General features: G+C 62.1%; 20 protein-coding genes. 11 read left to right on the top strand and 9 right to left on the bottom strand.

Features of this window, described 5'->3' with window-relative positions; genetic code table 11:
• Positions 1-22: 22 nt before the first annotated feature.
• Genes R5R33_RS12180 through R5R33_RS12170 form a run of 3 tightly spaced genes read right to left on the bottom strand, consistent with a single transcriptional unit; the run spans position 23 to position 3,758 of the window.
• Positions 23-2,383 (bottom strand): PqiB family protein, encoded by a 2,361-nt coding sequence (locus tag R5R33_RS12180; protein ID WP_318952974.1) that lies wholly within the window; start codon positions 2,381-2,383, stop codon positions 23-25.
• Positions 2,380-3,066 (bottom strand): paraquat-inducible protein A, encoded by a 687-nt coding sequence (locus R5R33_RS12175; RefSeq protein WP_318952973.1) that lies wholly within the window; start codon positions 3,064-3,066, stop codon positions 2,380-2,382. The genes R5R33_RS12180 and R5R33_RS12175 overlap by 4 nt, the downstream gene beginning before the upstream one ends.
• Entirely contained in the window at positions 3,063-3,758 is a 696-nt protein-coding gene (locus tag R5R33_RS12170) for a paraquat-inducible protein A (RefSeq protein ID WP_318952972.1), read from the bottom strand. The genes R5R33_RS12175 and R5R33_RS12170 overlap by 4 nt, the downstream gene beginning before the upstream one ends.
• A gap of 452 nt (positions 3,759-4,210) precedes the next feature.
• Between R5R33_RS12170 and R5R33_RS12165 the strand changes: the two genes are divergently transcribed.
• Both R5R33_RS12165 and R5R33_RS12160 read left to right on the top strand, forming a co-directional pair.
• On the top strand, positions 4,211-5,740 hold the full coding sequence (locus tag R5R33_RS12165) for a TolC family outer membrane protein (protein ID WP_318952971.1): 1,530 nt from the start codon (positions 4,211-4,213) through the stop codon (positions 5,738-5,740).
• A 143-nt stretch (positions 5,741-5,883) separates the two neighbouring features.
• Positions 5,884-6,906 carry an NAD-dependent epimerase gene (locus R5R33_RS12160; protein WP_318952970.1) on the top strand — a complete coding sequence of 341 codons (1,023 nt, stop codon included), beginning with the start codon at positions 5,884-5,886 and terminating at the stop codon, positions 6,904-6,906.
• A gap of 21 nt (positions 6,907-6,927) precedes the next feature.
• Here R5R33_RS12160 and R5R33_RS12155 read toward each other — a convergent pair whose 3' ends face one another.
• Both R5R33_RS12155 and R5R33_RS12150 read right to left on the bottom strand, forming a co-directional pair.
• Positions 6,928-7,653, bottom strand: a complete 726-nt coding sequence (locus R5R33_RS12155) for a 3-deoxy-D-manno-octulosonic acid kinase (protein WP_318952969.1) — start codon at positions 7,651-7,653, stop codon at positions 6,928-6,930.
• A gap of 136 nt (positions 7,654-7,789) precedes the next feature.
• Positions 7,790-8,689, bottom strand: a complete 900-nt coding sequence (locus tag R5R33_RS12150; protein ID WP_318952968.1) for a glycosyltransferase — start codon at positions 8,687-8,689, stop codon at positions 7,790-7,792.
• 186 nt (positions 8,690-8,875) lie between these two features.
• On the opposite strand from R5R33_RS12150, the gene R5R33_RS12145 reads away from it, so the two are divergent.
• From R5R33_RS12145 to R5R33_RS12130, 4 genes are all read left to right on the top strand, one after another.
• Entirely contained in the window at positions 8,876-9,316 is a 441-nt protein-coding gene (locus R5R33_RS12145; RefSeq protein ID WP_318952967.1) for a hypothetical protein, read from the top strand.
• Between the two features lie 33 nt (positions 9,317-9,349).
• Positions 9,350-9,604, top strand: coding sequence for a hypothetical protein (locus R5R33_RS12140; protein ID WP_318952966.1), 255 nt, complete (start codon positions 9,350-9,352; stop codon positions 9,602-9,604).
• A 166-nt stretch (positions 9,605-9,770) separates the two neighbouring features.
• Positions 9,771-10,607 carry a glycosyltransferase family 2 protein gene (locus tag R5R33_RS12135; protein WP_318952965.1) on the top strand — a complete coding sequence of 279 codons (837 nt, stop codon included), beginning with the start codon at positions 9,771-9,773 and terminating at the stop codon, positions 10,605-10,607.
• A gap of 61 nt (positions 10,608-10,668) precedes the next feature.
• Complete coding sequence (locus tag R5R33_RS12130) at positions 10,669-11,562, top strand: glycosyltransferase family A protein (RefSeq protein WP_318952964.1); 894 nt, start codon at positions 10,669-10,671, stop codon at positions 11,560-11,562.
• Between the two features lie 89 nt (positions 11,563-11,651).
• Here the strand turns inward: R5R33_RS12130 and waaA are convergent, their stop codons facing one another.
• A complete protein-coding gene (waaA, locus tag R5R33_RS12125) occupies positions 11,652-12,944 on the bottom strand; it encodes a lipid IV(A) 3-deoxy-D-manno-octulosonic acid transferase (protein WP_318952963.1) in 1,293 nt (430 codons plus the stop codon).
• Positions 12,945-13,147: 203 nt separating this feature from the next.
• Here waaA and R5R33_RS12120 point away from each other — a divergent pair, with 203 nt between their 5' ends.
• The 3 genes from R5R33_RS12120 to R5R33_RS12110 are packed head-to-tail and all read left to right on the top strand — an operon-like array spanning position 13,148 to position 16,412.
• On the top strand, positions 13,148-14,572 hold the full coding sequence (locus R5R33_RS12120; RefSeq protein ID WP_318952962.1) for an O-antigen ligase family protein: 1,425 nt from the start codon (positions 13,148-13,150) through the stop codon (positions 14,570-14,572).
• A 51-nt stretch (positions 14,573-14,623) separates the two neighbouring features.
• Positions 14,624-15,742 (top strand): glycosyltransferase family 4 protein, encoded by a 1,119-nt coding sequence (locus tag R5R33_RS12115; protein WP_318952961.1) that lies wholly within the window; start codon positions 14,624-14,626, stop codon positions 15,740-15,742.
• A 10-nt stretch (positions 15,743-15,752) separates the two neighbouring features.
• Positions 15,753-16,412, top strand: a complete 660-nt coding sequence (locus R5R33_RS12110; RefSeq protein ID WP_318952960.1) for a YrbL family protein — start codon at positions 15,753-15,755, stop codon at positions 16,410-16,412.
• A 15-nt stretch (positions 16,413-16,427) separates the two neighbouring features.
• On the opposite strand, the gene R5R33_RS12105 is transcribed toward R5R33_RS12110, so the two are convergent.
• Together R5R33_RS12105 and R5R33_RS12100 are read right to left on the bottom strand one after the other, a co-directional pair.
• Positions 16,428-17,528, bottom strand: coding sequence for a glycosyltransferase family 4 protein (locus tag R5R33_RS12105; RefSeq protein WP_318952959.1), 1,101 nt, complete (start codon positions 17,526-17,528; stop codon positions 16,428-16,430).
• Positions 17,525-18,469, bottom strand: a complete 945-nt coding sequence (locus tag R5R33_RS12100) for a mitochondrial fission ELM1 family protein (protein WP_318952958.1) — start codon at positions 18,467-18,469, stop codon at positions 17,525-17,527. The genes R5R33_RS12105 and R5R33_RS12100 overlap by 4 nt, the downstream gene beginning before the upstream one ends.
• A gap of 282 nt (positions 18,470-18,751) precedes the next feature.
• On the opposite strand from R5R33_RS12100, the gene R5R33_RS12095 reads away from it, so the two are divergent.
• Positions 18,752-19,777, top strand: a complete 1,026-nt coding sequence (locus R5R33_RS12095; protein ID WP_318952957.1) for a glycosyltransferase family protein — start codon at positions 18,752-18,754, stop codon at positions 19,775-19,777.
• 102 nt (positions 19,778-19,879) lie between these two features.
• Entirely contained in the window at positions 19,880-21,220 is a 1,341-nt protein-coding gene (locus tag R5R33_RS12090) for a UDP-glucose dehydrogenase family protein (RefSeq protein ID WP_318952956.1), read from the top strand.
• Positions 21,221-21,264: 44 nt separating this feature from the next.
• On the opposite strand, the gene R5R33_RS12085 is transcribed toward R5R33_RS12090, so the two are convergent.
• Positions 21,265-22,173 (bottom strand): glycosyltransferase family A protein, encoded by a 909-nt coding sequence (locus tag R5R33_RS12085; protein WP_318952955.1) that lies wholly within the window; start codon positions 22,171-22,173, stop codon positions 21,265-21,267.
• Positions 22,174-22,259 lie beyond the last annotated feature (86 nt).

Genomic DNA, 22,259 nt, shown 5'->3' with positions numbered 1-22,259 from the left:
TCCCGCCTGCGAGATCCGCAACTTATTTGAAATTTTCTTCCAGTGCCGGGTACAGCTCGATTTTCGGGCTCCACAGCAGCCATTCGTTGTCCGGCTTGCCGTAGAGCGGGTAGTGGCTGCCGGACTCTACCTCAAGGCCCATCTCCGGATTGTTCGGGGTGGCGAAGGCGATGCCGCCGGCGAGCAGTGCCTGGGCGGACTCGGTGTGTACATCGAGGCCGGTCATCACACCGAAATTGACCTCCATCCCGCTGGCATTCCAGAACCTGGAGTGCTCCCGTACCAGGGTGCGGTACTGCGGCTCAATATAAACATAGATGTAAACCCGGTCCGCCAGTTCCCCCAACTGGTAGCCGGTCACCTGACCCACCTGTACCTGGCGGTAATAGACCGGGCTGCCGCGCTTCAAAGAACCGCGCCGCGGCGCGTCCAGAATCAGCGCCAGTCCCGGCATCATCATGGTGTCCGCCAGATCCGGTTCCGGCTTCGCGGCGAGGGCGACAAAATCCGTCTGCGGCTCGCCGCCGGCACCCGGCTCCAGCTCGAGGAAGGGGCCCGTCACCAGGGTATCCAGATGATCGACACCGCCGAGGCCGATTTTCGGCCCCACCACCCACATGCGGGTGCCACTGCGGGCGAAACGCTCTGCGCGTCGGTAGAGGCGCGCCCTGGCCCGCACACCGTCGAGGTCGAGGGTGAGGCGCATGGCAGTAATCTCCCCCACCTGGATACCGCGATAGCGCAGCGGTGCGCCCACTTTCAGCCCCTCGTCGCCGCTGAGGTCAATATAGATATTGATCCCCTCTTCCATGGCGTCGTCGCGGCTGGCATACAACTGGAAGCTGTCGCCATTCATTGCCTGGCCGGCACTCTTGCTGTCGTGGGGCCCACTGCCGAAAGCAATGCCGCCGCGCACCATCGACAATAGGGAATCCGTTTCCACCTCGATCCCCTTGAGACTGGCGCTGGCGCGCAGGCCGCTCACATTCCAGAAGCGGCTCTCGTTGTTCACCAGATAGGCGTAGGGCGGGTCGATGACCACATACACCTCGACCCCGGAGCCATCTTCCTTCAATGCCATACCCTGCACCCGCCCCACTTCCATTTGCCGGTAGTAGACCGAGGCACCGCGCTGTAGCGATCCGGTATTGCGCGCGGTGAGTGTCAGGTGCAAACCCGGCACCCGCGGATCCCGCGGCGGCGGCACCGAGTGGGCGTCGAACTCCCGCACCGAGCGCTGACCGCGACGCAGGTCCACTTCAATGCGGTTGCCCTTGAGCAGGTCGTTGACCCCGGAAGAGAAATCCAGCGTCGGCGGCGCCAGCCAGAATTGGGTGTTTTCACTCAACAGGTCGTCGGTGGTGGGGTCCATCAACACCCTCACCTCCATGCCATTGATACTCTTGTTGGCCTTGACGCTGCTCACCTGTCCCACCTTGATCCCCTGGTAAATCACCTGGGTGGAACCCTCGGCGAGGCTGACCCCGCGATCAAAATTGAGTGTGATCGGAATGCCCGCGTCGGCGTCGGCAAAACTTTTGTACAGCTTGAACTCGTTGCCATCCACCGCCAGCGGTGAATGCTGCTGCGCATCCGGGGTATAGAAACTCACCCCGCCGGCAATGAGCGAGGCGAGGGATTCGAGTTCTACATTGACCCCGCTGATCCCGCCCTGAATCGAAACCCCGGAGGTGTTCCAGAAGCGGCTGCCACGGTGCACCAGATCTGCGTACTCGCGGCGGATGTACAGGTTGATATCCACCTCGCTGGCGTCTTCCGCCAGGTGATAGCTCTCCACCTGCCCCACTTCCAACTGGCGGTAATACACCGGTGAGCCCCGGTTGAGGGAGGCGAGGCGCGGGGATTTGAGGGTAATGCGCAAGCCATCGCCGCGCACATAGGCCGGCGGTTCCGCCACCGCAACGAAGTGCCTCTGGGCCGGACCGCTGCCCGGTTCGACCGCGATATAGTTGCCGGAAACCAGCGTCTCCAACCCGCGCACCCCGGTGAGCGACACTTCCGGTTTGACCACCCAGAACTTGCTGCCCTTGGTGAGCAGGTAGCCGGCACTGCGATTGAAGGTGACCTCCGCCAGTACGCCGTCCTGGCCATTCAGCTCCCTGGCACTCTGTACCAGGCGGAAATCATTCACTACGCCGATTTCCACCCCGGAGTACTTAACCGCAGTCTTGCCCTTCACCAGGCCGTCGCCGCTGGAAAACAGGATGGTGACGCGAATATCCCCCTGAGTGAAATCCTTGTATAGCAGCCACACCGCGATCAGCGCGGCGATCAGGGGCAACAGCCACACCAGCGAAAGCCCGCGGCTGCGGCGCGCGATACCTTCAGGCTGGGCGTCGTTTCCCATCGACGCGTCGCTCATGCGCGCTCCCCGTTGTGGTTTTGATGACTCGCGCCAGTATTCTCAGACTCAACTGCCGACATTTTTTCTTCGTAAACATCCCATATCAAACGTGGGTCAAACGCGCGCACCGCAAACATGGTGACCACCACCACGGTGGCGAAGGCGGTGCTGCCGGCGCCCGCAGCCACTTCGGCAATGGCGCCCATATCCACCAGCGCCACCAGAATGGAAATCATGAACAGGTCCAGCAGCGACCAGCGGCCGATCGCGTTCACCACCCGGTAGATCCGCATCGCCTGGCGCGGCGCCACATTGAGCCGCAACTGCACGATCAGGCACAGGATCACCAGCCCCACCAGCTTCATTACCGGCACCGCGATACTCGCCACGAATACAATCAGGGCAATCCCCCACAGGCCGTTGTGGTAGAGCTCCAGCGTTCCGCCGATGATGGTACTCGGATCGCCGGAACCCAGGTAGATCACCGTCATTACCGGCAGGATATTGGCCGGAATCAACAACAGGGCGCCGGTAATCGTGAGCGCCCAGGTCAGCATGATGCTGCCGTCCACCCGCCCGTGCATGCGCGCACCGCAGCGGGGACAGAGGCAGGTGCGGGTTTCGCGGGACACTTTCACCAGCTGGCGACAGCCGAGGCAGGTCCAGAACCCATGAGACAGGGCGCGCGCCGGTCGGTTCACTGTACCGCCTCCGGGTCATTTTCACTGCCCGCAGCGGCGGCGCGACGGGCGAGCCGCGCCCACACGGTTTCCGCGTCAAATGACACGGTGGCGGCACTCGATACCACCATCATCGCCACAAAACAGTAAAGCCCGGGCTCCACCGACATCTTGCCCAGATCCGACATTTTCACCAGCGCCACCAGAATCCCCAGCAGGTACACATCCAGCATGCCCCACTCCTGCAGGTGGAGGTACCAGCGCAGCGCCCGCGCCACCGGCTTTGCCAGTGAAGCCCAGGCGCTGCCCCAGCTGATAAATGCAAGCAACAGAAACTTGCCCAGCGGTGCAATCACACTGCAGAACAGCACCAGCGAGGCGAGCCACAGGTAACCGGCAGCAAACAGCGCCTGCACCCCGTTCAGCAGGGTATTTTCGGCGCCAAATGAAAACAGCGAGAACTCCAGCAGCGGCAGGGTAGCAGAGGGGACAAACAGCAGTAGGCCGCTGAGGCTCAGGGCCGCGGTGTGGGCGACACTGCGCTCCATATTGCGGTGCAGGGTGGCCCCGCAGCGCGGGCAGATCAGGCGCTGGCCAACCGGCGCGTGGTCGCGGGTGAGCAGCAGGTCGCACTGGTGACAGGCGCGCTTCCAGGCCCGGGGCTGTGCGGTGTGCGATGCACGCGACCTGTAGTGCGCTGAATCCTGCCCCATTCCCGCCGATGCCCTGTTTGTAAGTGATTTCACCGCGGTCGCACCCGGGCTGCATCCACCAGCGGTCGATACCGCGTCTCAGAGGTCGGGAAACGCCCAGGCGAGCCGGTCCGTGGTTAAGTTCTGTTACTGGACGCACATTCGCGTCAGCTTAACGAAGATATACCAATTTGCCGCGACCGTCGCCTCGACGCTCCTGCGGCCTGAGGGTACACTCTCGCGACCGCAGGCCCGGATTCCGTCTTGATTCGATGTACCGAACGGAAATACAACATTGCCCCGGGCCAAGCCAGCGACGCCTTCAGAGCACATTACAGACTGGCTCCACTCCTTAACAAAAAGGAAAGCGGGGTTTACAGGAAAGCCGGGGGCGCAGATCCCCTTGAGCCCGGGGCCGATTCCATCGCTACCGGAAACTTGAAGACCGCAGCTGTCACAGGAAATCAACAGTAATGACAAGAAGTGCAAAAGGGCGCCTCGCTCACCAATTTGGTCGCCCGCTCAAATCCATGCTCGCCGCCGCTGTCATCGGCCTGAGTACCGGTCTCGCCGCGGTACAGGCCCAGGCGGACACCTTGTGGGAAATTTACCTGCAGGCCCTCGACAACGACCCGCAGCTTGCCGCCGACCGCGCCGCCTACCGCGCCGGCCTCGAGGCGAAGAATCTCGGCCGCTCCGCGCTGCTGCCACAGGTTAATGCGTCTGCCGACGTGACCAAAACCCGCACGAACTCAAGCTCAATCACCCAGATATGCCCCGATGGAACTCGCTTGTGCTCGCGAGACGATCTGATCACCGGTGTTTCAAGTAGTGATAGCGATATTGACAGCCACGGCTATGGCGCCCGCCTGGACCAGGCGCTGTTCGATCTGCCGGCCTGGTTCGGCTACAAGCAGGGCAAGACTGTCAGCGAACAGGCCACTGCCGAATTCAGCGCCAACCAGCAGGACATGATGATCCGCGTCGCCGCCGCTTACTTTGACGTACTGCGCGCCCACGACGTGCTGCAAGCGGCCATTACCGAAGAGGAGGCGCTGGCCAAGCAGCTGGAACAGACCCAACAGCGCTTCGAAGTGGGCCTGACGGCGATCACCGACGTGTACGACTCGCGCTCCGCCTACGACAGCGCCGTCGCCCGCCGCCTCACCGCGCAGGACGACCTGTTGAGCAATTTCGACGCACTGTCGGTACTCACCGGCATTAACCACGATGTGGTGGCACCGCTGCAAGAGGGTTTCGCGGTCGTCGCGCCGGACCCCGCTGACCGCGCCGCCTGGGTGGATTTCGCCCTGGTGAACAACAACACTCTCAAGGCCGCGCGCCTGACCGCCGACGCCGCCCGCTACGGCGCCCGCGCCGCGGCCGCCGAACACCTGCCAACGCTGAGCGGAACCCTTGCCTACGACAAGAACTACCGCGACGGTGACAGTTCGGGAGATGTCAGGTTTCCCGGCTTCCCGACCTTTTCCAGCGCAACCCCAATCGATGATGAGAGCGAAACCAAGATCGCAGCAATCACCCTGAACATGCCGCTTTACACCGGCGGCCGCCTCAGTGCCAGCCGGCGCCAGGCGCGCAACCAGGCGTTCCAGGCGGAAGACATCCGCAACCTGACCGAGCGCAACACCATCCAGGATACTCGCACCCTGCACCGCGCAGTCACCACCGACACCGCGCGCGTGGAAGCCCGCGAGCAGGCGGTGATCTCCGCCAAGAGCGCACTGGATGCGACCCAGGCTGGTTACGAGGTGGGTACCCGCAATATCGTCGATGTGCTGCTGGCCCAGCGCACCCTGGCCCTGTCCAAAACCGACTATGCCAACGCGCTGTACGACTACATCCTCAACACCCTGAACCTCAAGCTGGTGGCCGGCCTGTTGGGCCCGGATGACCTGCAGGAGCTGGATGCGCGCCTGAACCCGGCGATGCCGGTTTCCCGCGAACATATCCTCGATAGCGGTGCGGCGCCGTTCAGCAAGTAAGGCTGTTAAAGCGGTAGAACCGCGCAGAAATCGAAGGCCGGCACTGCTATAGTGCCGGCCTTTTTTATGGGCTGACTACAATTGCGGAACACCGGAAATTCTGTCGGCCACCCCCACGGGCTAACTGCGACCTGACTCTATCCATGAAGTATCTGATTACCGGCAATGCGGGCTTTATCGGCTTTCACGTGGCGAAAACCCTGATGGCGCGGGGCTATGCCGTGGTGGGTCTCGACAATGTCAACGACTACTACGACACCGCCCTCAAGGAAGACCGCCTGCGCGCGCTGTATAGCGCCGCACAACAGCACGGCGTCGAATATGAATTCGTGCGCGCGAATATCGCCGACCGCGCCGCCCTGGATCGCTGCTTCGAAAAGCACCAGTTTGACCGCGTTATCCACCTCGCCGCCCAGGCCGGGGTGCGCCACTCCATCGACCACCCGGAAGACTACGTGGAAAGCAACCTGGTGGGTTTTTCCAACCTGCTGGAAACCTGCCGCCACGCGGCCACCCCGCACCTGACTTACGCCAGCACCAGCAGCGTGTACGGCGGCAACACCAGCATGCCGTTCAGTGAGGATCACGGCGTCGACCACCCGCTGCAGTTTTACGCCGCCACCAAGCGCGCCAACGAACTGATGGCCCACAGTTACAGCCACCTGTTCCGCCTGCCCACCACCGGGCTGCGCTTCTTTACCGTGTACGGCCCCTGGGGCCGCCCGGATATGGCGCTGTTCAAGTTCACCCGCCTGATTCTCGAGGGCAAACCCATCCCGGTGTTCAATCACGGCCATCACAGCCGGGATTTCACCTATATCGACGACATAGTGCAGGGGGTGATCCAGTCCAGCGACCAGATCGCCACGCCGGATGCCAGCTGGTCCGGGGCAGCGCCCACGCCCTGTACCAGTAACGCGCCTTACCGCATCTTCAATATCGGCAACGGTAATCCCGCGCAACTGTCGGACTATATCGACGCGCTGGAGGAGGCCCTGGGGAAAACCGCGATCCGCGAACTGCTGCCGATGCAGCCGGGCGATATTCCCGACACCCACGCGGATACCCACCGCCTGCAGCAGGCGATCGGCTACAAGCCGGATACCAGCGTGCGCGAGGGAGTGCGGAAGTTTGTGGAGTGGTACCGGGACTATTACGCGGTCTAGGCATATTCCGGATTCAGGAGATCAATCAGCGACTGCGGCACGGTAGGCGCTTTCCAGCGCCTGCCAGTTGTCTTCCGAGAAATGGAATTCGCTGTGCCGCTTCTGCAGCTTGTCGAGGGAACGGCGCAGGCGCGCCACGTTGGCATCCGCATCCTGGCGGCTCAGGGAGTTACGAATGGATCCCTTGTCGAAGTCGATCAGGTAGAAATCGCCGCTGCCGGTGAGCAGGATATTGCTGGCATTCAGATCCGCGTGATACACATTTTTTTGATGAAAGCGCGCGATCAACGCCCCCAGCTTTGACCACTGCGCGTTATCCACCGGTCTGTCACACAGAACTTGCGTCAGGGTGCGGGAATCGGGTACCCGCTCGGTAATCAGCGCCCCGCGATAGGCCAGCGGCGGCAGGCTCACACAACGTGCCGCCACCGGGCGCGGTACCGGCAGGCCCAATTCACGCATGGCGCGCAGCATATTGAACTCCCGCCACACCCGGGTGTTGGGCAAGCGGCTGTACAGGTAGGACTTTTCCACCAGTCGCCCGGCGAGGCCGCCACGATGGTACTGCTTGAACACCAGCTCCCACTCGCGGTATTTGAACATCACCGCCTTGCCGCGCTCCACCAGCGCACAGGCGCTATTGGCCTTATGCCAGTCGCAATGGAACAGTTTCTCGCAGTCGGCATCCACCACTTCGTCGTCGTAGATCACCCGCGCGAGTTTGCTTTTGAACTGCCGATACCCCACGGAACATATACCTTAAATTTGTTGCCTTCCTGTTTTTATTACAACCCGGTTCCGTTCCAGGCCTTGTTTGGGAAACGAAAATCCGGCGTATTCTAATGCCGCGCCTTCTTCCCCCCAATAGCACGCGAGCCGGATGTCAGCGGAACAGCCCGCGCAGCTTGCGCTCCAGACGATCCAGCAGCTTGAGCCAGCCGGCACCCTGCATGGGATCGTAGGCCCAGGGCGTGCTGATGTTGCCGCGAGTCGTCTTCAGGAACTCTTCCGCCACCGGCAAACGTGCGGGCTCGGCCTGTTTCAGTGCCTGCACCTCTTGATCCGACATGATCTGCAGCGGGTACAGGCCACAGCGGCGCGACCACTCCCCAAAGCGCAGCGCCATGGACTTCTGCTTACCGCGGTAAGCGCGGCCATTGGGCAGCCACATGGAAAACGGCGCGCGCATACGCGCCATGCGGCAGAACAGTTTCGCCGCCCGGCGGTTGTTCACAGACTCCCCCACCTCAAATTGCCAGTTCAACTGCCGCAGGCGCTTGGGGTCGGCGATCAGCAGCGCGGAAAACCAGGTACCGGTAGAGCGCTTCTTCGGATACCAGAACCAGAAGTCGCGCTCGCGATCAAAGCGGAAATCCCGGTCCGCCTTCTTCCTGAGAGAAAAGCCGCGCACGAAGGCCGGCGAGACAAAACCGAGGTCCGGTTGTTGCTCGAAGCTCTGGCACAGATGCTGGATATCTTCATCTGTGAGCGGGCGTACCATCTGGGTATCATCCTGCAGAAAGCACATCAGCTCGTCGTCCGCGGCCATCTCATAGGCCGCCTGCATATTGGCATAGAGGCCGCCGAGCTTGTGACCTGACTCAGCAGTTTTATCGACCACCCGGTGCCGCTTGGCTACATCCGCCAGCACCGCGCGGGTTTCCGGGTCGTCACTGCCGTCGTCGATCACCGTCAGCTTGCACTGCGGTGCGCAGGCTTCGATGGAGCGGACACAGTTGTCCAGGAATAGACCACGGTTGAAGGAAAAGACAAAAATATGCATGAGTTGTCGGCTTACGCTCTGCTGTTTCGCTAGGCTGGCGCAGCATACCAAAAGCCACCTGTCACTGCCGTGACTTATCGCCCGGTATGCAGGTGCCAGTGAGATAGCACCCGCCCGGATACAGGACCCCGAAGCACGCATTAGGCCATGGACTCGGCCGGGATATACCACCAGACTGAGATCCGAATGACCGATATCGCAATTGAAGCCCACGAGCCCGCCCCCCGAACCGCCAGACCCTTTGTGATCACGGGCTGTGGCCGCTCAGGAACCACTTACACCGCCAAGCTCCTGACCCAGTTGGGCTGCTCCTGCACCCACGAGCAGTTTTTCACCGGCAGCAAGCCCTCGCTGGCGCGCGGCGCCCTGGCCCGTTTGGGACTGCATAAACTGGCGTGGTGCCCGGAGATTCGCGGCGAGGCCGCCTGGGAGGCAGCCCCCTGGCTGCCGCTGCTGGCAGATGAAACCCTGGTGTTCCACCAGCTGCGCCACCCACTGGAATTCATCCGCTCGCGCCAGAAGAAAGGCTGGGTGCACGGGCGCTGTCGCAGCCGCCACCTGCCCCATATCCCGAAAATGGACAAGGCCGGCTTTGCCGCACTGCCACTCGGCGAGCAGGTAAACTAGCTGGCCCGCTTCTGGATCGACTGGAATGCGCTGGTGGAGACGCGCGCCGCGCCCAAACAGTACCATCGCTACCGCATTGAGGACTTTGACCTGTCCCAGCTCCTCGCCATGCTGGAGCGCATCGACTTTCCCCACGATCCGGCCAGGGTGAAAGAGACTTTCGAGTCACTGCCTCGCAATGTGAATACCCGCGGTGAGAAGCGCAGCGACATCACCCTCGACCTGCTGTCCGACGAAGTGCGCGCAGAACTTATCCTCGCTGCCGAGCGCTACGGTTACACACTCTGACCACCCCGTATTGAATCTGCATGGCACCGCCCTCGCGATATCCTGCGGGGGCTGCGTGCTGTGGGACCTGCGGGATATTCGCAATACCCTTGGCGATGGGTTAAATTCCCCCGCCCCGGCGGCGCCGGGTACTGACACAGCAACAGCGGAACTACTCGGAATTTACATGAACCTGTCCGTCATCATGACCACCTACAACTCCCCCGTATGGCTGGAAAAAGTGCTGTGGGGTTACAGCTGCCAGACGGAAAAGCCGCTGGAAGTGATCGTCGCCGACGACGGCTCCCGTCCGGAAACCGGTGAACTGGTGGCAAGACTGCGGGAGGAGACCGGGATGGATATCCGCTATGTGTGGCAGCGCGACGACGGCTTCCGCAAGTGCCGGATTCTCAACAAGGCCATCCTTCACGCCCGCGGCGACTACATCGTGTTCACCGATGGCGACTGTATTCCGCGCGCGGATTTCCTCGCAGTGCACAAGCGCCGCGCCGAAAAGGGCTACTTCCTGTCCGGGAGTTACTTCAAGCTGCCCATGAGCACCAGCGAAGCCATCACCAGGGACGACATTGTCTCCGGGCGCTGCTTCGACTACGAGTGGCTCTGCGCCAACGGTCTGAAAACCCGCCGCAAAACCCTGAAACTCCGCGCCGGTGAGCGCTGGGCGCCGCTGCTCAACCGCCTCACCCCCACCGCGTGCAACCTGAAGGGCTCCAATGCCTCCGCGTGGAAGGCCGACATCCTGAAAGTGAACGGTTTCGACGAGCGCATGGCCTGGGGCGGGCTCGACCGCGAATTCGGTGTACGCTTGGAAAATGCCGGGATCAAGCCACGCCACGTGCGTTTCGACGCCATCTGCGTGCACCTGGACCACCCGCGCGGTTATGCGGACCGGGAAATTGTGGCGCGCAATAAGGCGATGCGCCTGCGCGTTGCCAAAGAGGGGATTATTGAAACCCCGCAGGGTATCCGCCAGCTGCTGGAAAGCGGCTACTCTCCCGAATAATCCGCGCCCCGAAAGACGCCAGATTCCAACAAATCCCCAATTTCCGAAAGCCAGAGTTCCCATGACAAGCTACAAACACTGGTCCGACCCGATTGTCAGTCAGTTCCTGCGCCTCGCCGCCAGCGGTCTGGTGCCGCCGTCGCTGTTCCAGAAGCCGCTGCCCACAGAAAAGCAGCGCGCGGCGCGCACCGGCGTGCTGGATATCGAGATCGTCAGCCACTGCTGGCAGTACTCCCACTTCCTGATCTACCAGCTGAGCTCCCTGGTGCTGTACCCGCCCACCAAGGCGACGGTCACCATGACCGCGTACTACAACGGCGAGGACACCCGCACCGCCGCGGTGCTGGACTTCATCGGCCGCCAGCAGGTACCGGGCGTGACCTGGAACTGGTGCGAGCTGCCGAAGGAATCCCTGTTCCGCCGTGCCATCGGTCGCAACCAGGCGGCGCTCGCCACCAAGGCGGACTGGATCTGGTTCACCGACTGCGACCTGATGTTCCGGGAAAACTGTATCGACCGCCTGGCCGAGCTGCTGCAGGGCCGCCGCGACAGCCTGGTGTTCCCGTCTCGCGAGCGCATCACCTCGCTGCTGGAAGACGACGACCCCATGCTGAATTTCGACCCGGCGGAGCTGCGAGTAATCGAGATCGACGACTCGCGCTTTGTGGAGCAGACCCGCGACCGCGCCACCGGCCCGCTGCAGATTGCCCACGGCGATGTGGCCCGCGCCGGCGGTTACTGCGACTGCCTCCGCTATTACCAGAAGCCCGCCGACACCTGGTGCAAGGCCCACGAGGACCGGGCCTTCCGCTGGCTGCTTGGCACCCAGGGCACGCCACTGGAAATCCCCGGGGTTTACCGTATTCGCCATATCAGCAAGGGGCGCTACACCGGCAGCAAGCTCAATACCCAGATCCGCAGCAGCGTGCGCAAGGCGACGGACAAGAACCAGTAGCCGGTGCGAAACACACAAATCAAAAAAGGCCGATCGCGGGAGCGATCGGCCTTTTTTATTTGCCGCAAATTTTTACCCACTGGAACCGGTCACCGCGGCATCAGTGCCTCAACCTCTTCCACAGTGCGCGCCAGCGCGCCGCTGTTCTGTTCCGCCACCGCACGGCCGCGGGCACCGGCGTCCTCGCGCAGCGCTTGGTCCCGCAGCCATGTTGCAACCTGGGTCGCCAGCTCGGCCGCATCGTTGACCACCGCCAGTCCACCGGCCTCCTGCATCAGGCTCGCCACGGTGCTGAAGTTGTGCAGGTGCGGGCCGCACACCACCGGCACGCCCCAGGCCGCCGGCTCAATCATATTGTGGCCGCCCACCGGTACCAGGCTGCCACCGACAAAGGCTACATCGCAGACGCCATAGAAACGCAGCAGCTCGCCCATGGTATCGCCCAGCAGTACCCGGTCGTCCGCGCTCGGTGCTCGCTTGTCACTGCGCCGCACCAGCGCGAGGTCCCGCTCCCGACACAGGCGCGCCACACTGTCGAACCGCACCGGGTGTCGCGGCACCAGTACCAGCAGCAGATCGGGAAAATCCCGCAACAGCGTCTGGTGTGCCTCCAGGACCACTTCATCCTCACCGCCGTGGGTGCTGGCGGCCAGCCACACCGGCCGCTTCGACGCGCCGCGCCACTGGTGCGACAGCACCTGCGCCTCGCTCTCAAGCCCGGAGCCAATGTGCAGGTCGAATTTGATATTGCCCACGGCCACCACCTGCTCCGCAGGCATCCCCAGAGCCACAAAGCGCTCGGCATCCGCGGGATACTGGGCCACGATCTTGCTGAGGTGATTCAGCATGTCCCGGGTCAGGCGGGGAAAACGCCGGTAGCCCCTGGCGGATTTGGCGCTGAGACGGCCGTTCACCAGTACCGCTGGTATACGGCGCTTGTCACAGGCCGCCAGCAAATTCGGCCACAGCTCGGTTTCCATACTCACCAGGATGTTCGGGCGCAGGGCATCGAGAAACGGTGCCAGGCATTCCGGCAGGTCAAACGGCAGGTAGTAGTGCAGCAGGCGCCCGTGCAGAATCGGATCCAGCGCATCGTGCACCCGCTGCGAACCGGTGGGCGTGGTGGTGGTCACCAGCCACTGCCAGCGGGGGTGGCGATGCGCCAGTTCCTTGATCAGCGGCACCGCGGCGAGGGTCTCGCCCACAGAAACCGAGTGAATCCAGATCAACGGCGCGCGGCTGGCGCGATCCGGCACCACGCCGAAACGTTCGCGCCAGCGGCGGCGCGCTCCAGGGCGGGAAGGCACCAGTCCGAAGCGTTCGCTCCAGCGTTTGCGGTAGTTGGGGTCCGCGCGACCGCGCCACCACAGATGCAACAACATCAGCGGGAGCATGAGGCGGAAAAACCAAGTATAGAGGTAACGCATCAAATCGAAAACGGGTACCAAGTGATTGGAAGCGAAATGGGACGAATTCCGTGGAAAAGGACCCAACGTTTGGTAGCATTCTACCCCATGTCTGCGCCGCACTGGTGCAACCAAAGTCCTGCAGTGTCGAACTCTGCTGTATCCGAGTCAACCGTTTCATGAGCAACCCTCCACCCCACTCCGCCAGCCCGACTGCGGCCATTGGCACTGCACCGGTAAGTTTCCACCGCGGCCTCTGGTGGCGCCCCAACCAACTGATGCAGCCGCGCCCCTGGCTGCAGTTCACCGGTGTGCTGGCGTTGCTGGTTTACGGCTTTTTCGGCATCGCTCTGGATAGCGTGCCGGACAAGGCCTTCCAGCTCGCCAACCTGTGCGGGCTGGTGATACTCGCCATCTACGGCAAGCCGCTTCACGGTGTATCCCTGCGCCGTTCGGGCATTGTGTGGCTCGCGGTCGCCGCCATCGGGGTTTCACTGATTTCGTGGGTCGCGTCGTGGATACTGCAACCGCAGTGGGCAGAGTCCTCGTTCAAGGTACACCGGCTTGCCAACTGGTTTGCGATGATCCCGGTGGCGGTACTGCTGGGGGGCCAGGCGCGCAATGCATATCTACTTTGGGGGCTGGCACTGCTAGGGCTGTTACTTTCACCCTGGATCTCCGGTGGCGGCCTTACGGAGTGGCGCCTAGGCTTAACTTGGTGGAGGCGAGTGGATTTTGGCCTGCACAATGCCCAGCACACCGCCATGCTGTTCGGCACTGGCGCACTGGGACTGCTGGCGCTCGCCCCCTCGATCCTACGCAACCGCCGCGGCTGCTGGCTGTATCGCGCCGCCTGGCTGCTGGCGCTCGCGATCTGTATCACCGCAGTGATCCTGACCAAGACCCGCGGCGTTTGGGTTGGTTTATTACTGGCACTGCTGGTCACACTGTGTGCGGCCGTTATCACGCTGCAAAAGTATTACCTAAGCCACCGGCGCTATATCACCGCGGCGGTAGTGGCCGCGTGCGGCGCGTCGGTGCTGGTCGGCTATTTGTGTCTCGGGGAAATTGTCGAAAAACGTTTAGAGGGCGAGCGCAATACCTTCGCCCTGCTACAACAGGGTGACCTGGACAAAGTGCCCTACACCAGCGTCGGTATCCGCCTGCATACTTGGGCCGAGGCCCTGAACTGGATTGCCCAGCGCCCGCTGGTGGGCTGGGGCGGCAACGGCCGCAGCCTGATCTTCGATTACTCCCCCAATCTGCCGGACGAGGTCAAGCAGCGGTTTGGCCACCTGCACAATAGCTATCTGGACCTGCTGGTGAATTTCGGGCTGCTGGGACTGCTGCTCCTCGGCGCACTGGTGTACTGGCTGGTGAGCCGCTGCCTGCGCTTCTATCGCGCGGGGCTGCTGTCCGGCAGCAACCTGGTTTTCGCGCTGTCGTTCGCGGTGTTTTTCGGCATCATCAACCTGTTCGAGTCCTACCTGTTTTTCGAGAGCGGGCGACTGCTGCTGGCGCTGGTCGGCGGCGGGCTGCTCACCCAGCTGTGGGCGGCGAAGCGCCGGCAGGCCGCCGACATGGGCGGGCAAACTCCCCTATAATCTGCCGCTTCGAATCGGTCGTATATCCGGCAACAGATTGGGAGTCACAAATTGAGAGTCATCCAGCTGCTGCCCGCGCTCAATTCCGGCGGGGTGGAACGAGGTACCCTGGATCTGGCGCGCGCGCTGGTGCGCGCCGGCCACGAATCCATCGTCGTGTCCAATGGCGGCCGTCTGGTGCAGCAACTGCAAATGGAGGGCAGCCGGCATATCGCGCTGCCGGTGCACCGCAAATCCCTCGCGAGCCTGCTGCAGGTTCGACCGCTTAGGCGGCTGATCCGCGAACTGCAGCCTGACATACTGCACGTGCGCTCGCGCGTGCCGGCGTGGCTCACCTATCTCGCCTGGAAAAAACTCGACCCGCGCTCCCGCCCGCACCTGGTAAGTACTGCCCACGGTCTGTATTCGATCAACCGCTACAGTGCGATCATGGCGAAGACCGAACAGGTGATCGCGATCTCCGACTGCGTGAAGGACTATCTGCTCACAAATTACCGCGCAGAGCTGCGCGCGGAACCCGAAGTGATTTACCGCGGTGTGGACACTGCGGAATTTTTCCCGGGAATCCCCGCGCCTACAGACTGGCTGGAAAGTACCCTGGGAGAATTCCCCGAGTTGCGCGAGCGTCGCTGGCTACTGCTGCCCGGACGACTGAGCCGCTGGAAAGGACAGGAAGATTTCATCCACCTGATCGCAGCGCTGTCGCAACAGCAGAGCGATGTTCAGGGGGTAATTCTCGGCGGGGCGGAAAAGAACAAGGAACATTACGCGGAGGAACTGCGAGCGCTGGCGGCAACGCTCGGCATCGCAGACCGGATCACCTTCACCGGCCACCGCAGCGATATCCGCGAGTGGTACCGCTACTCGGCACTGGTTTACAACCTGTCGAAAAAACCCGAACCCTTCGGGCGCACGGTGATCGAGGCCGCCGCCATGGGTACACCGATCATCGGCTACGACATCGGCGGCCCGGCGGAATCCCTGCGCGCGTGTTTCCCGCAGGGGCTGGTGGAAAACGGCAACCATCAACAGCTGCTGGAAAAAACCTGCGCGCTGCTGGCCCACCCGCAAGCTTCACACCTCAATCCGGAATTTACCCTGGACACCCTCGCGCAAAAAACCATGGCGCTCTACCAGCGCATGCTGGCGCAGCGCCAACCGGACCAATAGAGCTGACGTTTTGATCGATCTCACCCACGCCCAACCCTTCGCCTCCGGCGGTAACCGCCACTGCTACCGGCACCCGCAATTTGCCGACCGCTGTGTCAAGGTAATGCGCCCCGGGCGTATTGCCGAACTGCGTCAACGCGCGCCCTGGTACAAGGCGCTGGCGAGCGACAGCCAGTTCGATGACAACGCGCGCGAGGTGGTGGGTTACGGTCAGAAGGTACTGAAACATGCGCAGCCGGACAGCCCGGTGTGGGCACACCTGCCGCGCTGGTACGGTATGGAGGAGACGAACATCGGCCCCGGTGCGGTATCCGAGCTGTTACTGGACGAACACGGCGAAGCCGGGATGACGCTGGAAAAATACCTGCAGCTACACGGTCTGGACGACACCATCCGCGGCGCGCTGGAGCGCTTTTCCCAGTGGCTGCGGAGCACCGGCGTACTGACCAAAAATTTGCTGCCGCACAATCTGGTGCTCAGTTCCCGCGACGGCCAGCCGGAGCTGTTCCTGGTGGACGGCCTCGGCAATGCGGCCTTCCTGCCATTTTCAGAATATTTCGCGTTTTCCCGCCGGCGCTATATCGAGCGCCGTATCGAAAAAATGTGGAAGCGTATTCACTGGGAGATTTCCGACCGCGCGATTCCCTGGAAAAAAGCGGAGCGGATGTAAGAGATAAAAGCGCTTTCAACAAGAGCGCCGCAGCTCTGCGAGAAACGCATCCACGGACTGTGCCCACTGTGCCGGGCCGCGAGCCACCGCCATCCCTTTTTCCGCCAGCGCGCGGCGACCCGCGTCGTCATCCAGCAGCCGCAGCAACTGCGCGCACACGTCGCCGGCGTCGGCACCATTACACAGGGCACCGAGCTCACCACCAGCTACCGCATCCACTGCACCGCCGTCGCGACCGGCCAGCACCGGTACTCCGTACCACTGGGCCTCGCGGTAGACGATACCAAAGCCCTCGACAGAATTGCCCTCGCGGCGCGCCGGCATCGCGAACAGATCCGCAACCTCGTACAGCGCCGCCTTGTCGCCCTCGTCCATGGGGCCGAGAAAGTGCACACACTCCGCCACCTGCAGCTCTTCCGCCAGCCTTTTCAGGCGCGGCTGGTCATCCCCCAACCCCGCGATCAGATAGACCACCTGCGGGTGCCGGGCGCGAATCTGCGGCAGTGCGCGGATGACCATATCCACACCCTTGCGCGGTTCCAGGCGGGCGAGCGTTGCCAGCACCGGATCGCCGCCACCGATACGCGCGCGCAGTCGTGCCAGGCTTTGCGCGGTGGCGGTCGGCTGCGGCCAGATAGGGGGATTGATCACCGTCAGGCGGGTACCGCCCTGTAAATAGGGCTGCACCTGCTCTGCGGTGTAGCGGGAATTGGCGATCACCGAATCCGCCAGGAAGAGCGCCCGGTGGATGCGCTCGGCCTTGCGCGGGGACTGCCACTCGGGAAATTCCATACCGTGGGCAAGCACCGCCAGCGGCACACCCAGGTCGCCGAGCAGTTCCGCACTCTTCCACGAATCCGCAAACACCCCCTCGACCGCGCCCGCGCGCACCGCCTGGCGCAGCGCCCGCGCCTTGCGCCAGCGGCGCAGGGGCTTCATGCCGCCATAACGCTGCAGCTGGAAGGGCCTGGCCCTGGCCGCCTCGGCCACATGGGAGGCATCCGCCAGCACCCGGACCTCGTGCCCAGCTGCCGCGAGCGCCTCCGCCAGACCACCCATCAGGATCTCGATACCACCGCGATCCGGGGGGAAATTTTGCGTCGCGATCAGGATCACTGGGTAACTCCGGCACTCACCTGGTAAGACGGCGAAGACAGCGGCCAACCGCAGCGGCGCAGCAGTGCGCGCGCACAGGATACCTGCTGGGCAAACGGCACCCCAGGGGTCGGGATACCCGCCGGCAGATCCGCATCACTGCCGGTCCACTCGTGTACCAGGCCATCGTCCAGCAGTCGCTGTACCGCACTGCGAATCTTGTTGCGGGAATGGCGACTGGGCAGGGTAATGACACCAACCCGGGCGCGGCTTTGCAGCGCCTCGAAGATCATCGACACACTGTCGCCGGTCACCCAGATCTGCCCCGCGGCAGCCATCTGCTCCGCCAGCCATCCCGGTGGACACTGCTGCCAAGGGTGCAACTCGGCACCGTTGTCTGCGCAGTGCACCAGTGTGCCCTCCGGCGTGCGCCGGCTATCGGACACCTGCCACTGCAGCGGCTGTTTGAGCAACTGTGCCGTCGCCGTCGCCACCCGCGTGGCATCCCAGAAAAAGTGTTTGCTGGGACCGCCGAATAGTAACAGCGCGCGCTGGGACTCAAACGGTAATTCCGGCAGTGGCTCGGTAAGAGCGCCGCGGGTGAGGATCACATTGGGCAGCGGCGGCGGGCGGTCGTGCTCGGGCACTATGACGAAGTCGAACCAGGACAGTGGCAGGCTCGGCTGCAAAATGACCACGCTGCGGCCGCCAAACGCGCGGCGCGCGCGCAGTACCGGCCAGTGACTGCCGTGGCCGGCGCCGAGGATCAGATCGGGCCTGGGCAGCTGGTGCAGAGAATCGGGCAGGCTGCCCCACAGGGAAATATTCAACTCGCAACAGGCGAGATCGTGACACCTGACGGCATCCGCGCCGAGGCAGCTGCGCAACCCGCTCACCAGCGCCGCGCTCTGCTTTTCGTGGGCGCGATTGCCATCCATAAAACGCCAGATTGTCAGCAACACCCGCCTCCACAGCACCGTCGCACAGAAAAAATGCATGCTACCGCAGCCATCCGGGGGAATACAGGCACAGAAAATCCACCCGCCGACCAGCCAGCCAATCCACCAAACGACCAGCCAGACGCCCCCGGGATACCTGACGGACACCCCGCTGTAATTGAACTGGCGAGGGCCGGCAGTATAATGCCGGATTAAATCCGTTTTGCCGGTGCTGCCAGGGCCCGTGTATCACCCTGAAACCACAGGGTCCGCCGAGCTTATGTTATTGCTGGTTTAGTTCACTTTATGCGCATTCTCCACGTCGACAACCACCAGCAGCGAAAATACGGTCAGCTCCGCGTCAGTTGGGCGCTCAAGCTGTATTCCGGCCTGGTCCGTGCCGGCCACAATGTGCTGGCCTTCAGCGACCGCGACGTGGCCCGATTCGAGGCGCCCCTGGGTATCCGCGAGCTGGGCAAGAAGATAACCAACCGGCGCCTGTTGCAGACCGTTGAGGCGTTTGAGCCCGAACTGATCGTTTTCGGCCACTGCGACCTGATCGGCAACGATACCTTTGCTGAAATCCGCCGCCGCCACCCGCACATCCTGCTGGCAGCCTGCAACAACGATCCGCTGTTTGTACCGCGGAATGCGGCTAATATCGCCAGGCGCTGCGAAATCGCCGACGCCATGTTTGTCTCCACCGGTCCGCAGGAACTGAAGCGATTTGCCGGCAAGCGCGCGAGCCTGTGGCATATGCCAAACCCGGTGGACCCGTCGGTAGAAAACGCCGATGTCAGCCTACTCGCCGCGGACGACCCCGCGCTGGAAACCGACCTGTTGTTCTGCAGCAACTCCCGTCAGTTCACCGAACGCGGCGCGCTGGTGTCCGAGCTGAAAGAAAAGCTGCCCGGTGACCTGCGCTTCCATACTCCCGGATTATTTGAGCAGCCGGCGCTGTGGGGGCGGGATTACGAACGCAAACTGGCCCACAGCAAAATGGGCCTGAACCTGAATCGCCAGGAGGGCTACCAGTGGTACTCCTCCGCACGTATCGCACAGCTGGCCGGCAATGGCCTGCTGGTATTTACCCACGAATCCGCCGGGTTTGATGATTTCATGCCCGCGGAGACACTGGTCTATTTTCGCGATGCCGTGACACTGCAACAACAGATCGTCGAGTTTCACCGAGACGACGCGCGCCGGCAGCACTGGGCTTCCCGCTGCCGCGATTTCTTTCACCGCGAGATGAACAACACCCTGTACGCACAGTACATCGTCGAGGCCACCACCGGCGCGGCCTTCAGTCACGACTATGTGTGGGTGCAGTGAACAATTGAATTTCGAATTTAACTTTTAACCCGTTTAACCCGTCCGCCACAACGCCCTGGAATTTTTGTCGGGTCCCGCGGCAGACACTGGAGAAAATCAACAATGAACGTTACCGTTTTTGGCACCGGCTATGTGGGCCTGGTACAGGCTGCGGTGCTGGCGGAAGCCGGCCACCGGGTTACCTGTGTGGATATCGATGAAAACAAGATCGAGCGCCTGAAGCAGGGCCATATCCCGATTTTTGAACCGGGCCTGGAGCCCATCGTCAAGCGCAACAACGAATCCGGTAACCTCAGTTTCACCACTGACGCTGCCGCCGGTGTGGCCCATGGCGACCTGATTTTTATCGCCGTCGGCACCCCGCCAGATGAAGACGGCTCCGCGGACCTGCGCTATGTGCTCGCGGTGGCACGCACCATTGCCGAACACATGGACCGCAAGAAATACATCATCAACAAATCCACCGTGCCAGTGGGTACCGCGGACAAGGTGCGCGAGCAGGTAACCCGCACCCTGGCCGAGCGCAATGCGCTGAACCTTGAATTCGATGTCATTTCCAACCCGGAATTTTTGAAAGAAGGCTCCGCGGTAGCCGACTGCATGAAACCCGACCGCATCATCATCGGCACCAGCGAGCACGCGTCCGAGCAGAAAATGCGCCAGCTGTATGCACCGTTTAATCGCAACCACGACAAGGTCATTGTGATGGATGTGCGCAGCGCGGAACTGGCCAAGTACGCGGCCAACTGCATGCTCGCCACCAAGATCAGCTTCATGAACGAGATGGCGGTGATCGCCGACCGCGTCGGTGCGGATATCGAATCCGTGCGCCAGGGCATCGGCTCGGACCCGCGCATCGGCTACCACTTCATTTACCCCGGTATCGGTTACGGCGGCTCCTGTTTCCCGAAAGACGTGCAGGCCCTGAAAACCACCGCCGCGCAACTGGGACTCGACCCGAAAATCCTGAACGCGGTGGAAGAGCGCAACCACAGCCAGAAGCATTACCTGCTGAAAAAAATCCAGCAGCGTTACGGCCAGGATCTCTCCGGTATGACCTTCGCGCTGTGGGGCCTGTCGTTCAAGCCCAACACCGATGACATGCGCGAGGCGCCCGCCCGCGTGCTGATGGAAAACCTGTGGGAAATGGGTGCGAAGGTACGCGCGTTTGACCCGGAGGCGATGCACGAGTGCGAGCGCATTTACGGCAACCGCGAAGACCTGCAACTGTGCGGCACCCGCGACAGCGCGCTGTCCGGCGCCGATGCGCTGATCATTGCCACCGAGTGGCAGCAGTTCAAATCACTGGACCACAACACCGTGCGCAACAGCCTGAAAGCGCCGGTGGTGTTCGACGGCCGCAACCTCTACGATCCGCTGGACATGGCAGAGGCCGGGTTTGAATATTTCTGTGTGGGTCGTCCTCAGGTGGCGAGCGCGTAATCATTACCCGCCAGTGCCGCCGGCAATTGCCAGCGGCACACAGCTCAATCGAGCATTTTGTACAGGTCGTAATACTCAAATACAGTGCGGATCTTGCAGTCATTGCCTCCGCGCTTGCGCCAGTTTTCTTTTTTTAGGGCCGAGTCTTGGCTCCCGACCAGTGACAAAAACCTTTGCGACCAATTGCGCGAGTCAGGCACCCGCGCACAAAGCGTACCCTGCTTCAAACTCATCGCCTTCAACCACACATCATCGGCATTTGGGCAGAGGCGCATGAATTTTTCGTGGTCAAACGCATCGGGGTGTAACGCCCCGGGAAAGTACAGTACACCACCAACCCCGGTGGGGAACACAAGCAGCGATGGTTCCCCATCATTGCCACTCCAGCGCCAGTCGGAATCCCAGTCGTCGTAGGACAACAGCTTGCCCCGCCTGTCCTTGCGCATAAAGTGCGCACGGTGGCAGTGAATCCAATTGGGGTTGCGCAGCCAAGCGCGGTATAGCTGGTCGATCATGTCCGGCGGATACAGAGTGTCATCATCGACAGTGATAATCAGGCTGTCGGGGAAATGTTCGAATGCATAGCAGTATTTTTTATACGGACCGAAGTCTTCCTCTACGAAATGAACTTGTAGACCGCGCTTTTTCTGCGATTCCAGGCTCGCTGGGAGGACTCGATCCGGAAAATTTTTTGTCGACAGCCACAGCACCACAGCATCCGCCTTCACCCACTGCTGGAACAAGCTTTCCACGGTGTAGAACAAGTTGTCGATACGCTTATCGAAGGAAGTGAGGGAGACAACGATATGATGCTCCTTGTCGTTGCCGACACCCGGGGTGGTGCTGTTCAGCGCCTGCTGCTGCAGCAGTTGAACCCGCAGGATGGACTCCAGCTTGCGGTTATTGACTGCGTCATGCTTGCGCAGACGCTTCTTCATAAAGTAGGAAAACATGCGGTGAGACCTGTCCTGCGCGGCGCCGGCTGTTGCGGCGCCCAATTACACTGGACGGAGAGTTTAAGGGATATGCGCTGGTGCCT

Source organism: Microbulbifer pacificus, assembly GCF_033723955.1.
Classification (GTDB): Bacteria; Pseudomonadota; Gammaproteobacteria; order Pseudomonadales; family Cellvibrionaceae; genus Microbulbifer; species Microbulbifer pacificus.
Note: the sequence above shows the minus strand (reverse complement) of the source record. Positions and strands in the feature narration are given on the sequence as shown.

What these genes read in the sequence shown, in the direction of transcription:
- R5R33_RS12180 (WP_318952974.1), bottom strand. Translation starts at nt 2,383, where the DNA reads ATGAGCGACGCGTCGATGGGAAACGACGCCCAGCCTGAAGGTATCGCG.
- R5R33_RS12090 (WP_318952956.1), top strand. Translation starts at nt 19,880, where the DNA reads ATGAACGTTACCGTTTTTGGCACCGGCTATGTGGGCCTGGTACAGGCT.
- waaA (WP_318952963.1), bottom strand. Translation starts at nt 12,944, where the DNA reads ATGTTGTTGCATCTGTGGTGGCGCGGTCGCGCGGACCCCAACTACCGC.
- R5R33_RS12135 (WP_318952965.1), top strand. Translation starts at nt 9,771, where the DNA reads ATGAACCTGTCCGTCATCATGACCACCTACAACTCCCCCGTATGGCTG.
- R5R33_RS12085 (WP_318952955.1), bottom strand. Translation starts at nt 22,173, where the DNA reads ATGTTTTCCTACTTTATGAAGAAGCGTCTGCGCAAGCATGACGCAGTC.
- R5R33_RS12120 (WP_318952962.1), top strand. Translation starts at nt 13,148, where the DNA reads ATGAGCAACCCTCCACCCCACTCCGCCAGCCCGACTGCGGCCATTGGC.
- R5R33_RS12130 (WP_318952964.1), top strand. Translation starts at nt 10,669, where the DNA reads ATGACAAGCTACAAACACTGGTCCGACCCGATTGTCAGTCAGTTCCTG.
- R5R33_RS12160 (WP_318952970.1), top strand. Translation starts at nt 5,884, where the DNA reads ATGAAGTATCTGATTACCGGCAATGCGGGCTTTATCGGCTTTCACGTG.
- R5R33_RS12165 (WP_318952971.1), top strand. Translation starts at nt 4,211, where the DNA reads ATGACAAGAAGTGCAAAAGGGCGCCTCGCTCACCAATTTGGTCGCCCG.
- R5R33_RS12170 (WP_318952972.1), bottom strand. Translation starts at nt 3,758, where the DNA reads ATGGGGCAGGATTCAGCGCACTACAGGTCGCGTGCATCGCACACCGCA.
- R5R33_RS12145 (WP_318952967.1), top strand. Translation starts at nt 8,876, where the DNA reads ATGACCGATATCGCAATTGAAGCCCACGAGCCCGCCCCCCGAACCGCC.
- R5R33_RS12095 (WP_318952957.1), top strand. Translation starts at nt 18,752, where the DNA reads ATGCGCATTCTCCACGTCGACAACCACCAGCAGCGAAAATACGGTCAG.
- R5R33_RS12150 (WP_318952968.1), bottom strand. Translation starts at nt 8,689, where the DNA reads ATGCATATTTTTGTCTTTTCCTTCAACCGTGGTCTATTCCTGGACAAC.